Source organism: Ectorhizobium quercum, from assembly GCF_026552795.1.
Taxonomy (GTDB): domain Bacteria; phylum Pseudomonadota; class Alphaproteobacteria; order Rhizobiales; family Rhizobiaceae; genus Ectorhizobium; species Ectorhizobium quercum.
On record NZ_JANFPI010000004.1, the window covers coordinates 1 to 13,666 of the forward strand.

The window sequence follows — 13,666 nt, forward strand, 5'->3', positions numbered from 1 at the left end:
GGCCGTGACATCGTTGTGCTGGGCCAGAAGAATTGCGTTGGACAGACCGACGTAACCAATACCCGCAACGGCAATATTCACCATGACAATCCAATCTCCGATGACGATGACTGCTGGTATCCCGCAGTGCAACCGCACTTGTCAACCAACCCCGCCGCAAACAGACACACGGCTCGCCGCGATCCATACAACCCTTCCGTGACGGTTCGTTGGAGGGAGGAGGCAATATGTTCGCTCAAGGGCTTGAAATACAACGTGCGGAACCATTTAACCCGGGACGGAAATCTACACAGGAATATGCAACCATTGAAATTTCAGGGTTGCACGATATCTGTTTTGCATCATACCCTAAATTTAGGATTATGCGTATTTTTGAGGCATTGTTTCTGCGGGTTTTCTACATGACGCTGTGGCTGAAGCAGCGAACGACGCTCGGTGCCCAGATCGTCCTGATCGACAACCGCAAGATCCTGCTCGTCCGCCACACCTACAAGTCCGGCTGGCACCTGCCGGGCGGTGGCGTGGAGCCGCCGGAGCCTCCCGAAGCCACCGCTATGCGGGAATTGCGCGAAGGGGTTGGCTACGAGCTTCTCGACCACCCGGAACTCGTGGGCATCTTTCCGAATGTCTCCTCGGCGACGAAGTCCGATTATCTTGCCATTTTCGCCTCGACGGGCTTTCGCGCCGCCGCCGGCGAACGGCGTCACGCACTCGCGGAGGTGCGCTGGTTCGCCGTCGACGACCTGCCGCACGATGTCGTGCCGATCTGCCGCACGGTGGTGCGGGTCCTGATCGACTGAATTCCCGCTCGAAAAGGCAGTCCCGCCCGCGAACGGGATCGTTAAAATGCGAGTCTTTCATTTTAGGGGACCGCAATCGGTCGCATGCCATAACCCCTCGCAATCGTCGCGTACGGACGCATGAGGTGGAGGGTTGATGCAATGAGCGAAGCGATTGTCGTCTTTGGTGGGTCGGGCTTTGTCGGCACCCATCTCATCCGCAAGCTCGCAGCGGCCGGAGAGCGGGTCGTTTCACTGGACCTGAAGCCCCAGCGCGAAACGCTGGCGGGCGTCGATTATCGTATCGGCGACGTGCGCGACCTCGAGAACTTCCAGGTGGAGGGCCCGGTCAGGCGCATCTACAATTTCGCCGCGGTCCACACCACGCCCGGCCATCCCTTCTGGGAATATTACGACACCAACATCAACGGCGCGATCGAAGTGACCCGGTGGGCCAATGCGCACGACGTGCCGCAGATCGTGTTCACCAGCTCGATCTCGGTTTACGGTCCTGCCGAGGAGGTCAAGACCGAGGCATCGCAGCCAGCGCCGGAATCGGCCTACGGCTATTCCAAGCTGATGGCCGAAAGCGTTCACCGCATCTGGTTCGATGCCCGTCCGGGCCGGAAGCTGGTCGTTGCCCGCCCCGCGGTCGTCTTCGGTCATGGCGAGCGGGGCAATTTCACCCGCCTCGCCCGGCTTCTGCAAAAGGGCTTCTTCGTCTATCCCGGCCGCAAGGATACGGTCAAAGCCTGCGTCTATGTCGAGGACCTGCTGGACTCGATGGATTTCGCGCTGGCCGAGCCGGACGCCGCCATCACCTACAACGCCGCCTATCCGGAGCGCTACACGCTCGAGGAGATCGTCGACACGCTCCGGGCCGGCCATTTCCCCGCCGCCCGCACATGGATGATCCCGCGCATCGTCGTCGTCGGCGCGGCGGCGATCCTCGGCAGGCTCGGTGCGTTCAACCTCGGCATTCACCCGGAGCGGGTGATGAAGCTCGTGCGTTCCACCGATGTCTTTCCGGCCGTCCTGACCGGGCGGGGCTATCGTTTCCCTTTCAATCTCAAGGGCGGCCTTGCCCAATGGGCGCCCGTGACGGATGCCGCCGTCTGTCCCGCCGGGGCCGCGGCGCCAAGGCCGCGCGCCCGGCCGGGAAGCGGCAAGGCCAATCGCCCGGCGGATGCGTTCTGAAGCGGTGCGCGATGGCGGACCGGTTGAGAGGATATCGGCATTCTTCCGGTCGATGCATGGACCGCCGGGCATTGAAATCCGGCGGCCGAGGTAATACCTTTCGTAAATCAGGTATTACCGAGGTAGGACGATGACCACGATAGTCACGGCAAAGGGACAGGTGACGATCCCGAAACCGGTTCGCGATCTTCTGGGGATCACGCCCGGCAGCAGGGTCGATTTCCGCCGCGCCGCCGATGGCAGCGTGGTGCTGATACGTGCCGACGAGAAGCGACCTGCGAGCCGCTTCGCCAAACTGCGCGGGCACGCCGGCAAGGGGCTCGATACCGACGCGATCATGGCGCTGACGCGTGGCGAAAAGTGACGCTGGTCGACACCAATGTTCTGCTCGACCTTGTGACCGACGACCCGAAATGGGCGGACTGGTCGATCGCCCGGCTTGAAGCGGCCAGCCTGGCGGGACCGCTGCTCATCAACGATGTGGTCTATGCGGAACTGTCCGTACGGTATGAACGGATCGAGGATCTCGATGCGTTTCTCGACGAAGCGGGTCTCGAACGGGTTGCGATGCCGCGTGCCGCCCTGTTCCTTGCGGGAAAGGTCTTTGCGCATTATCGCAAGGCCGGCGGCTCGCGGACCGGCGTGCTGCCCGATTTCTTCATCGGTGCCCATGCCGCCGTCGAGGGGCTGTCCCTGCTCACCCGCGATATCGGCCGCTATCGCACGTATTTTCCTTCCCTGACACTCATCGCGCCGGAGCCGTAAACCCCGGCGACGGCGTCTTCCGGCCCGTTCGGGCCCGTCACATATGCGAGGGCCGTGGCACCGGTATGGGCACGGGAACGGTTTCCGTCACGGACACCGACCAGGTCCGGATCGCGCGGGTTTCGCCTTGCCCGGCCGGGCCGAGATAGCTCGTCTGTCCCGGCAGCCCCATCGGGTACATGGCCTCGCGCGTGCTTTCATAGGCGGCGGTCCGGTCGCTGCACAGTTTCATGCGCATGTCTTCCGGCTGGGTTCCCGCATCGTTCGGCAGATCGGACAGAACGGCGCCGACGGGCTGCAATTCGCCCGCGAATGCCTGCGTCAGGAACTGCGCGGCCCTCTCGTTGCGCTCGCGTTCGGTCGTGGCGCCGAGCATGACCACCATGACCTGCCGCCCCTGCCTTTCCGCAAGCGCCACGATGTTCTGGCCGGATGCGCAGAGGAACCCGGTTTTCATGCCGATGGCGCCCGGAAAGCGGGTCAGGAGTTCGTTGTGCGACTCCACTTCCTTGCCGTCGATGACGACGCGCGTCGTTCTGAAAAAGCGCTGATAATCGGGGAAGCGCCGGGCGACGGCGATGCCGAGGATCGCAAGATCGCGGGCCGACGAACGGTGCTCCCTGTCGAACAGGCCGTTGGGGTTGGCGAAATGGCTGGCGGTCATGCCGAGCCGGGCCGCCGCATCGTTCATCATCCCGACGAACGCCGCTTCGGAACCCGCGACCGTCTCGGCCACGGCGACGGCGACGTCGTTCGTCGATCCGACGATGACTGCGAACAGCGCATCTTCGAGCGTCATCGCGCTGCCGACGCGAAGGCCGGCATTGAGGAACCTCTGGTTCATCGCATTGCGGGAGAGGACGACGGTCGAATCCAGCGTGACGCGGCCGGCCCGCAGGCTTTCGAACACCACGAAGGCGGTCATGAGCTTCGTCGTCGATGCCGGATACCACAGGTGCCCGGCATCCTCGGAATGCAGCACCTGCAGCGTGTCCGCATCCACGACCAGGGCCGGCGTCGCGCGTGCGGGCGCGCCGGTGAGAAGCAGCGGAAGAAGGGCCAGGGCGATGCGCCGGGCGCACACGCGCGTGAAGGATGTTGTCTGTACCATGTCGCCAATTTACCGAACGAATTTGGAAATGTCGCTATTCCTGATTTCTTATCGGCTGCGAAGTCAACCGCCTTTCGACATCGCCCGGATGGACCGGATCGTGGAAGAAGGCCGGCCGGGTGAACCGGGCGCGCGCGACGGCCTGTTTGCCCGGCTGTGGAAGCGCCAGACCGGCGGTTTCATGGCCGCAGAGATCGGTGGGCCGAACGCCTTCCCCTCGCGCGCCTCCACCTCGTCCTTTGGGGCCGGCCCTCAGGAACGGGAGGGATGGCCTTGCCCGGCCAGCGCGCTGTAGAACCGTCGCACATCCTCCGTCATCTGCCGCCGGGAGGCGGGATCGACGTAGAACATGTGACCGCCGCGAAAGATCGCGAGTTCGGTGCGGCCTTCCGAAAGGGCAGGCGGCAGATGGTCGAGCACATAGCGGCTCGCTCCGTAGGGCGTCAGCACGTCGCTGTAGCCGTGATAGATCGCGACCCGGAACCGCGGGATGGTGGACAGGAGGTCGCGCAGGTTGCCGGAAGCACTGGCATTCGCCCGGCCCTCGCCGCCCCGGCCGTCGTTCCACTGCCAGCGGCGGTTCACGGCGGTATTGAGCAGGGAATAGGTCATGCCGGTGCGAAAGCCGAGTTCGTCGTGGGCATAGGCCGCGAAGGCGGCGCCGTAGGCGCGGGTGAAGCCGTCGAGGATCGGGTCGTCGTTGCGGTTCATGGTCGATTCCGGATAGGCGTCCGGCACCGTGTAGGCAGCGTCGTAGGGGCTGGCGACGCGCCCGCTGTCTTCCGACAGCCGGGCGTAGAGACCGCCCACGAAGCCCCGGGCCTTCGCCACCTCGTCCTTCGCTATCCCGGTGAGATCGGCGACGCGCTGATAGAAGGCGTCCGCTTCCGGGCCGGCGGGAGAAGGGCCTGCAAGCGTGACGAGATAGTCGGTCATCGCGAAGTGTTCCGCCTCCCGGAGCTTTCCGATATCGAAAGCGTCGCGTCGCTCCATCTCGGCGGCGGCAAGGGCCGGAAGCTGGAGGGCGGCGCTCACCGGGTCGTTGCTCGCTCCGCCAAAGATCAGGCGGCCCTCGACAAGCGGCGAGACCATCAGGATGCCGGAGACGAGAATGCCCTGCGTCTCCTTCAGCGCCGAGGCGACCTTGGCGGCCCGGAACCCGCCATAGCTCTCGCCGAGCAGATAGGCGGGGGAAGAGAGGCGTCCGTTCTTCTGCGTGTAGAGGGCGATGACCTTGGCGAGGCTTTCGGCATCCTGCTGCACACCGTAGAACCGGCCGGCCGCGTCGTCGCTGGCCGCGCGGCTCCAGCCGGTGCCCACCGGATCGATCAGAACGAGGTCGGTGAAGGGAAGCCAGCTATCCGGATTGTCCTTGAGGGACGGACGCGTGCCGTCGTCGCGGCTTTCCCCGAATTCCAGGACCCGCGGGCCGACGAGGCCGAGATGCAGATAGGCCGAGGCGGCACCCGGCCCGCCGTTGAAGACGAAGGTGATCGGGCGTTCCGGATCGCGCTCGCCGGCGACATAGGCGGTGTAGAAGACCTTGGCGGTCCGGTTGCCGTCCTGGCCGTAGAGGTCGAGCGTCCCGGCCGTCGCCGTGTAGGCGAGCGGGCCGTCCGGCGTCTCCAGCCTGTGTTCGGTGACGGAATCGTCGGGAATGAGGCTGAAAATGCCCGCTTCCGATGACGGCTGTCGTTGCGTCGGCGCGTCCGGCTGTTGGGCTGTGGCGGGAGAGGCGAGAACGGCAAGGTAAAGGCAGAGCCTGATGACGAAACGGGTAAGGGACAAAAGCTTCCTCCTGTGACGCTGCGAGGGGACCCACGCGGCGGCGTTGCAAACTCCGATGCGGTGCCGGTCCTTGGCGGCGGGCGCGGCACAAGGACGTCCAGACCCACGGACCGGAGCACGACCTTGCGCGGAATGTATGATGCCGCAGTCTGCTTGACGCCGAGAGGTGAGTCAAAATCTCTTGATCGGATCGTGTCCGGCGGGCCGCGACCGACGCCGGTTGCGATGTTTTGCCACGGCCTGCCGGAACACGGGCCCTTGAAGGCGGGGGAGGGCATCGAGGCACGAAGGGCGCCGCGGGAATTTCCCCGGTATTTTGAAAGGAGAACCGGCGTGACGGTCGCCATCCGCTGAAAGCGGCGGGAAAAGGGCCTCGCCCCGGGGGCGGAAGTTAAGGATTGCGCAACCGGAAGCGAGCGGATACTGAAACTTGATTTTTTGACTCCTGAATAAGCCGTTGCGGAGACACCGTGCTCACCGTCATCATCGAAGACCTCGTTTAGCAATGGACACCGACGCTTCCCGGCTGGACCTGGTTTTCCTCCAGATGCAGAAGATGCTTTTCCGCAGTGTGCTGCGCATCGTGCGCGATGCGCCGGTCGCCGAGGAATTGACGCAGGAGGTGTATCTGCGGGCCCGCAAGGCCGTCGAGACGACGGTTCCCACCCATATGGAAGCGTTTCTCTGGCGCACGGCGCGCAATCTTGCTTTCGACCACATCCGGCAGAACAAGGTCCGTTCGGCCTTCGAGCCGGCGGATTTCCCGGGCGAGGCGACGATGAACATCGCCGACGGCAAGCCTTCGGCCGAAGAGCAGGTCATCCAGAAAGACGATCTGAGGGTGTTTGGCGAGGCGCTGTCGAAACTTCCGCCGCGCACGCAGCAGGCCTGGCTGCTGAGCCGCGTCGAAGGGTGGCCGTATCCGAAGATCGCCGCCCATCTCGGCGTATCCCCGAACACGGTGTTCAACGATATCAAGATGGTGATGGGGCTTCTTTTCGATTTGCGCGCGAGGCTCGACCGGCAATGAACAGTCGCCTGATCTTTCACGTTCCGCCGATGCCGGCTCACTGTCGCGGCAGGAATTTTTGTGTGAATCCCGCCTTTGAAACGTCTAAACCTCTGGGGGCGCTCACAACCGGAAAATACGGATGGTGTCGATGAGTGAGGACAAGGCCGGCAATCACGACGTTTGCGAGGAGTATCGCCACGCCGATCCCGTCGTCGATCAGGCGCTGGAGTGGTTCGCGCGCCTGAATGCGGGCGAGACGGTCGATCCCGAAACGAGGTTGGCCTTCGAGGGCTGGCTCTCGGCCGGGCCGGATCACCGCATGGTCTGGGAGCAGGTCGCGGATGTATGGGCGGCGCCCGAGACGCTCCTCGCGTCGCAGCAGGTCGCGGCGCAGGCGCAGGCCGACAACGTCGTGAGGCTCGATGCGCATGAGAGACGTCCGGCCCCCGGCCGCCCGCGCTTTGGAGTCTATGCGATGGTCGCCGCCGCGGCGCTCGTGCTGGCGATAGCGACGCCGCAGGTTCTTCCGTCCCTTCTGCTTCGCTGGCAGGCCGATTACCGGACCGATGCCGGCAAGACGCAGGAACTCGTTCTGCCGGACGGCTCGCAGATGGTCCTGAACGGACAGAGCGCCGTGGCGCTCGATTTCGCCGATGGCCGGCGCGGCGTCCGCGTCCTTGCGGGGGAGGCCTGGTTCGATGTCGTTCACGACGAGCGGCATCCGTTCCACGTCGCCGGAAAATTCAGCGACGTGCAGGTGAGGGGCACGGCCTTTGCCGTCAGGGTCGATGGCGACGGGGATACGATCGTGCTGGAAAGGGGCCGGGTCGACGCGATCCACGATCGGGGCGACATCGCACCGGTTCATCTGTCCGCCGGGGAGATGGTGCGGGCCTCCGATGCGGCGATGTCGGCCGTGGCACCGTTCGACAGCGAGGAAATGCTCGGATGGCTCGAAGGGCGGATCGTCTTCTCGGCCAGACCGCTGGGCGAGGCGCTCGACGCCATCAAGCCTTATCTGAACGGCACGGTCGTCGTCCTCAACCGGGATCTGCTCGACGTGGCGGTCAGCGGGCATTACCGCACCGACAGCGCCGGCACGGCGATCGCCAGCATCGTTTCCGCGGCCGGCGGCAAGATCACCCGTCTTCCCGGCGGAATCATAATCATTCGGTGAACTCTCAACTTTTTTTGTGAGATCGGCGGGCCTCGAACGTCGATGCCTACTGAGGGGTGGCGGCCGCTTTTGCGGCCGCTGCACGGGCGTCCATCCGCGCAAGGCATGGCGTCCGGTCATTCGGCAATCGTCGTCTCTTTCCGGGACGGCGGCCGGCATTCAGGAGATGGAAATGGCACAGCAGGCGGGGACACGATTCGCCACGAGAATAGGGATTTTGCTTGCATCGTCGGGGCTCGTCCTCATCGATGCCGGCGCGCATCCGTCCTATGCCCAGACGGCGGACACGGGCACGGCCGCAGCGCAGAGCATCGGCTTCTCGATCCCGGCGCAGGGGCTGGATACGGCCATCAGGGCCTTCATCCGTGCCAGCGGCTGGCAGATCGGCTATCCGGCGGGCCTGCTCGCCAACAAGCGGTCGCAGGCCGTTTCGAGCAGCCTTGCGCCCCGGGCGGCGCTGGAGCAGCTTTTGTCCGGCACGGGCATCGGCATCCGCATGACCGGCGTCAACACCGTTACGCTCGTCGATGACACGTCCGCCGGGCAGACGGACGGCGAGGGGGCCTCGGTCCTGCAAACGATCGTCGTCAACGGCGCGCGCGGCGGGGTCGGCCTGGGAAGCGGCAGTCTCGCCGACACCGGTACGAGCACCGTCACCGGCGGGCAGATCGCGGCGCGCGCCGAAGGCAACGACGCTAACGGCATCCTGCGCAACCTGCCGAACGTCCAGTACCAGAACGATGTGAACGATGATGCGGGCACCACCGATCAGAGCGTGATCGACCTCAAGCCGCGGGAGGTCTCGATTTCCGGGGCCCGCGTTTACGAGAACAATTTCATCGTCAACGGAATGGACATCAACACCGTCACCGGCACGGCGGAACGGTATGGCAGCGCGGAGAACCTGACCGATTCATACACCCCTCCGGACGCGGCCCGCATCTTCGGGCTGCATTCCCAGTCGATCTATGTGCCGATCGATTTCCTGGAGAAGGCCACCGTCATCGACAGCAACGCCTCGGCCCGCTACGGCAATTTTCAGGGCGGCGTCGTGTCCTATGAATTGCAGGATGCTTCGAAGGACCGCTGGAAGGGCAGCGTCAGCACGGATTACACCACGAGCAACTGGACCGGCTTCAAGATCGGCACCGAAGACGGGCTCAACCCGAACGATGTCGCGACCAACGACTACATCAAGCGGCGCGCGTCGTTCTCGCTCAGCGGCCCGGTTACGGACAATGTCGCCGTGCTCGGCCAGTACAGCGTGCAGACGGCGGTGACGAACAAGGACAAGCAGTACCGGTATACGGAAACCCGGCGGGTCGAGGAGAATTCCCGAAACGATTTCTATCGGGCACAGGCGATAGCGGAAACGGACTGGGGCGATTTCACGCTCGAAGGCATGTACACCCGTTATAATCAGGACTGGGAAAACGCCAACTGGCGCAACATGCAGGTCAACCTTGCCACGCGCAGCCTGGTATCGAAGCTCCAGCACGACTACGCGTTCGAGGATTTCTACCTGGGAGGCGTTGCGCTTTCCAACGTCAGGCTGCAATCGAAGCTGGGCTACAGCAGTTCCAGAAGCCTGAACGACATGAACGGCAACGTGGCGCGCGCCTACAAGCAATCGGTCGTAAGCAGCCGTGTGTTGCGCTGGGAAGCCACCGAACTGTCCGACTGGTGCCGCACCGACCCCGCCATCACGATCAATACGTTATGCTACGATGGCGCCACCGGCGACAAGCGGCAGGGCCAGGAGCGACTGACCTGGTCGCAGGAGTTGACCGGCGACATCTGGCAGGGCTCCTTCGTTCTCGGCGGGGACTATACCCATACCGACGCTTACCGGCGCCGGCCTGAAGATGCCGTTTATTATACGAATTACATGTCGGTCTACGAGGCTTCGGGCATTTCCGGTTTCGTCTGCAACACGACGGAAGAATGCAGCGCCGAGCAGTTCGCCAATTCCAAGGCCGTTTACCAGGCATTCGACATCGGGGCGCAGCTGAACGCCTTCAACCTCTATGCGGAACTGGAACAGAGCTGGGACTGGCTGAATGTGCGCGGCGGCCTGCGCTTTTCCTATGACGATTACATGCACAATCTGGATATCGCCCCGCGTGTCGTGGCGACCGTGACCCCGTGGGACGATTTCTCGATCTCCGCCGGCTTCAACCGCTATTACGATGCCCAGAGCCTCTCCTACGCCATCCGCGACAAGCAGCCGAGGATGCAGACCTACATCCGGACCCGGGACGGCGCGGTCATCGACGATACATGGAGGCTGTTGCAGGACACGATCTATGCGAACAGCGCCTCCGACCTGAAAACCCCCTACACCGATGAAATCACCTTCGGCCTTTCGGGAACGGAGCCGCTGCTCGGCGGGCAATGGCGGCTGCGCTTCCTCGACCGCAGGGCCCGGGACCAGTATGCGTCCGAAACCACGGGAACCGGGGCGATCCTCACCAATGACGGCCGGGGCGCCTATCAATCCGTCAGCGCCGAATATTCCAGGGAACTGGACGTGCATGCGAAGGGGCTGGAGCAGCTTTTCTTCAACGCATCGGTCACATGGTCGAAGAGAGAGGTGTCCAACAGCAGCTATTTCGATGACAGCCTCGACGAAGATTATGTGTGGTACAAAAATCGCTCCCACACGCTGGCCGGCTTCAGCGTCGTGACCGGCAACATGGACATCCCCCTGCGCATGCAGGCCGGGCTTTCCAGCACGTGGCTGGACAACGCCTTGCAGGTCGATCTCTCGGCCAACTACAATCTCGGCTACACGGGCGTGAAATACACCGACCAGAACATCACCGTGGACGGACGGTTCCACCAGATCTGGGAAGATTTCGACTTCGATCCGACCCTGACCGTCGATCTCGCCGCAAGTTACGCCGTCTATCAGAAAGAGGACACGAATCTGACGCTGAACGTCAGGGTCAACAACCTGTTCAACGAGACCGGCAACGCCACGGCAACCGTCACGAACCCCTGGCTGATCGGGCGGACGGTGTGGGTCGGCGCGAAGGCGACGTTCTGATCATGCGCCGGGGAATGCCGGCGGGCGGCTTTCGCTCCTTCTGGATCGCGATATCTGCCGCATGCGTGCTGGTTCTTGCCGGCACGCATCCCGCCCGTGCCGGCGATGCCCGGTGGGACCCGCGGCTTGTGCGCGGCACGCTCGAAAACGGGCTTTCCTATATTCTCCACGACAGCGGCCGTGCGGAAGACCCCTTCAACATCCGGCTGGTGGTCCATGCCGGCTCGGTCGACGAGGAGACCCCGAGCGGGGTGGCGCACATCGTCGAGCACATGGCGTTCCAGTCCACGCGAGCTCATCCCGAAACCCTGCACCGCTATTTCCAGGCGCTCGGCTGGCGGACGGGCGTGCAGGTCAACGCCATGACGCGCGAAACCGAAACGCAGTACATGGTCCGCACACGGCCCGGCGATGCGCTCGACCTCGACGGCGCGCTCGCCCTCGTTGCCGACATCGCTTTCGGCGCGGAGCTGAAAGAGCAGGACTGGCACAAGGAACGGTCCGTCATACTGGAGGAGCTGAAGCAGGATGACAGCACCGCCTCCCGGTTGAACCGACAGAAAAAGGCGCTGCTCAGGGCCGGGTCGCGCTTTGCGGATCGCCCGACGATCGGCACGCGGGCGGGGATAGAGAAGGCGACCGTCGCGGATATCCGTGCCTTTTACGAACGGTTCTACGTCGCGTCGAACATGACGCTGATCGTCTCGGGCCGTTTCGATCCCGCCGGGGCGAAGGCCGCCATCGAGCGGCTTTTCGGCCCCGCCCCGAAAAAACCGCGCCCGGATCGCTCGTATCTCGCCTTTCCGTTGAAGTCGGGCCTGTCGGTCGGAACCGTGCAGGACCCGGCGGGCACGACGTCGCAGGCGGTCTACGCCTTCCAGATGGCGATGCCGGACAGGGTCGGCGAGGCGGGCCAGTTCGCCTGGCTGCAAAAATACCTGCTTGCGCGGCTCATCCGCGAGGCCGTTCATCGCTACGCGCCGCATTATGCGGCCACGGTCGAAAGCCTCACCTTTGTCGCGCAGGAACCGGCGGAAAGGCGGCTCGTGCTTGCCTTCAACGCCCGCGGCAGGGATCATGCCGCCGCGACCGCGGTGCTCCTCGAAACGGTCGAGCGCCTGCGGCGGGAGGGCCTGTCGCGCGGGGCCTTCGAAACCGAACTGGCCGCAGCCTACAGGACCGGCCGCAACAATGTCGAAGCCGCCGCCCGCCGAACCTTCGGCGAATGGGAGGATCGCATCGCTTCCGCCGTGCTGACGGGCTCGGTGCTCGAAGCGCCGGAAGAGCGCGCCGAACGAACCCGGCTGTTTCTCGACCGGATCGATTTCGAGGACCTCAAAGCGACGATGCGGGAGATGCTGGCCGCTCCCGATCGCGTCCTTTTCCATCAGGTGCCCGGCGACATGGAGACGCCGCCGGTTTCGGCGGCGGCGATCGAGGCCGAGCGCATGCGCCTTGCCGCGCTCGACCCCTTGCCGGCGCTTCCGCCGCGGCCAATGCCGCAGGTCGCCGCCGCGGAGCAACCGCTTCCCGGCTGGCCGGCGCAGGCGCGGCTTGAGCAGACCGGCACCCTCCTTGCCGTCGAGCGCCATGACGATCCCGAGATCGTCGAATGGGCGCTGTCGAACGGCGATCGTGTCGTCTGGCTGGTTCGCGACACGCCCGACGGCCGGGTCTATCTTTCCGGCCAGTCGGGCCCCGGCTACGGGAATGCCGAGTTCGGCCGTCTCGTCTCGCAAGCCGCCATCCAGCTCTGGATACAGAGCGGCTACGGGTTCTGGACGCAGGAGGACTACGATCGCTGGCGCAAGGCGCAGGCCGCCGACTGGAACTGGGTGCTTCAGGAAAGCACCCTCAATGCGGCGGTATCGGCCGCACCCGGCAGGCTTGCTGCCTTGCTGCGCCGGTATGCCGAAACCGTTCGTTTCGGGACGATCCGGGAAGCGGCGGCGAAGGATTTCCGGACGCAGATGGCCGAATCGCCCCCGGACGAGGCCGGTGACGAGGAAGACCTGTCCCGACGGCAATCCGCACCGGCGCTGGCCGGGACGAGCGCCGCCCGGCTGGAAGAGGCAGCGCGCGCCCTGCTTGCCGAACCCGTCACCTGGTTCGCGGTCGGCCCGGAGCCGGAAGCCGCCATCCGCGACGCCTTTGCGCGGATCGTCGGGGCGTTGCCGCGCGCGGCGTCGCTGACGCCGGCCCCGGCCCTCCAGCCCGAGGGCATCCACAGGATGATCGCGAAAACCCTTTCGCCCGACCGCGCCCGTGTCGAGATTTCGTTTTTCAGCCGGATGGAATGGACGCCCGAGGACGCATTTCTCGTATCGACGCTGACACCTCTGGCGCAGCAGGCGTTGAAGAACAGGCTGCGCAACGAACTGGGCGGCATCTATACGTTGGCCTTCGACCTGCGCGTGGCGCCCGACACCGACCGGGCCATCGGCACGCTTTCCTTCTATTGCCCGCCCGGGCGGGCGGAGGAACTGGCCAAGGCGGCCCTGGAGGTTTTCGGCGAGATGCCCGGCATTGCCCGCAAGGCCGATGTGCAGCGCCTGCGCGCGGACATCGACTTCGCCGAAAATGCGCGCCTTGCCGATCCGAATACGTGGCTTCGCCGGCTGGCGCTCAGCTATCGCCGCTACGGCGATGCGGGCTATCTCAGGCGCATGGGGCAGTTGAGCGGACAGGTGACGGGAACCTTGCTGGAAAATCGGGCGACGCGGATTTTCAGCACGCAGAACAGGACCGTCCGCATCCGGCTCCCCGGCGAGCCGACAGGGGGATAGGG

The 13,666-nt window shown here is 64.6% G+C and carries 11 protein-coding genes; 9 read left to right on the forward strand and 2 right to left on the reverse strand.

All coding sequences use genetic code 11. The features are described 5' to 3' along the window. The first annotated feature begins 362 nt into the window (after nucleotides 1-362). The 4 genes from NOF55_RS12425 (at nucleotide 363) to NOF55_RS12440 (ending at nucleotide 2,741) form a co-directional block, all read left to right on the forward strand. On the forward strand, nucleotides 363-800 hold the full coding sequence (locus tag NOF55_RS12425; RefSeq protein ID WP_306411701.1) for an NUDIX domain-containing protein: 438 nt from the start codon (nucleotides 363-365) through the stop codon (nucleotides 798-800). 141 nt (nucleotides 801-941) lie between these two features. Then, the gene (locus NOF55_RS12430; RefSeq protein ID WP_306411702.1) at nucleotides 942-1,976 is read left to right on the forward strand and encodes an NAD-dependent epimerase/dehydratase family protein; all 1,035 of its coding nucleotides are present in this window, start codon (nucleotides 942-944) and stop codon (nucleotides 1,974-1,976) included. A gap of 130 nt (nucleotides 1,977-2,106) precedes the next feature. Then, the gene (locus NOF55_RS12435; RefSeq protein ID WP_306411703.1) at nucleotides 2,107-2,340 is read left to right on the forward strand and encodes an AbrB/MazE/SpoVT family DNA-binding domain-containing protein; all 234 of its coding nucleotides are present in this window, start codon (nucleotides 2,107-2,109) and stop codon (nucleotides 2,338-2,340) included. Then, on the forward strand, nucleotides 2,337-2,741 hold the full coding sequence (locus NOF55_RS12440; protein WP_306411704.1) for a type II toxin-antitoxin system VapC family toxin: 405 nt from the start codon (nucleotides 2,337-2,339) through the stop codon (nucleotides 2,739-2,741). Before NOF55_RS12435 ends, NOF55_RS12440 begins: the two co-directional genes overlap by 4 nt. 37 nt (nucleotides 2,742-2,778) lie before the next feature. Here NOF55_RS12440 and NOF55_RS12445 read toward each other — a convergent pair whose 3' ends face one another. After that, nucleotides 2,779-3,852 (reverse strand): D-alanyl-D-alanine carboxypeptidase family protein, encoded by a 1,074-nt coding sequence (locus NOF55_RS12445; protein WP_306411705.1) that lies wholly within the window; start codon nucleotides 3,850-3,852, stop codon nucleotides 2,779-2,781. On the opposite strand from NOF55_RS12445, the gene NOF55_RS12450 reads away from it, so the two are divergent. Beyond that, on the forward strand, nucleotides 3,851-4,147 hold the full coding sequence (locus tag NOF55_RS12450; RefSeq protein WP_306412228.1) for a hypothetical protein: 297 nt from the start codon (nucleotides 3,851-3,853) through the stop codon (nucleotides 4,145-4,147). The two genes, NOF55_RS12445 and NOF55_RS12450, sit on opposite strands and share 2 nt — an antisense overlap. Here the strand turns inward: NOF55_RS12450 and NOF55_RS12455 are convergent. After that, on the reverse strand, nucleotides 4,105-5,640 hold the full coding sequence (locus NOF55_RS12455) for a S10 family peptidase (protein WP_306411706.1): 1,536 nt from the start codon (nucleotides 5,638-5,640) through the stop codon (nucleotides 4,105-4,107). The genes NOF55_RS12450 and NOF55_RS12455 overlap by 43 nt on opposite strands. 505 nt (nucleotides 5,641-6,145) lie before the next feature. On the opposite strand from NOF55_RS12455, the gene NOF55_RS12460 reads away from it, so the two are divergent. From NOF55_RS12460 to NOF55_RS12475, 4 genes are all read left to right on the forward strand, one after another. Then, entirely contained in the window at nucleotides 6,146-6,670 is a 525-nt protein-coding gene (locus tag NOF55_RS12460; protein ID WP_306411707.1) for an RNA polymerase sigma factor, read from the forward strand. Between the two features lie 130 nt (nucleotides 6,671-6,800). Beyond that, nucleotides 6,801-7,829: a FecR family protein gene (locus NOF55_RS12465; protein ID WP_306411708.1), complete on the forward strand. Its 1,029-nt coding sequence runs from the start codon at nucleotides 6,801-6,803 to the stop codon at nucleotides 7,827-7,829. 172 nt (nucleotides 7,830-8,001) lie between these two features. After that, nucleotides 8,002-10,878: a TonB-dependent receptor plug domain-containing protein gene (locus tag NOF55_RS12470; RefSeq protein ID WP_306411709.1), complete on the forward strand. Its 2,877-nt coding sequence runs from the start codon at nucleotides 8,002-8,004 to the stop codon at nucleotides 10,876-10,878. Continuing rightward, nucleotides 10,851-13,664, forward strand: coding sequence for an insulinase family protein (locus NOF55_RS12475; RefSeq protein WP_306411710.1), 2,814 nt, complete (start codon nucleotides 10,851-10,853; stop codon nucleotides 13,662-13,664). The genes NOF55_RS12470 and NOF55_RS12475 overlap by 28 nt, the downstream gene beginning before the upstream one ends. The last annotated feature ends 2 nt before the right edge of the window (nucleotides 13,665-13,666 follow it).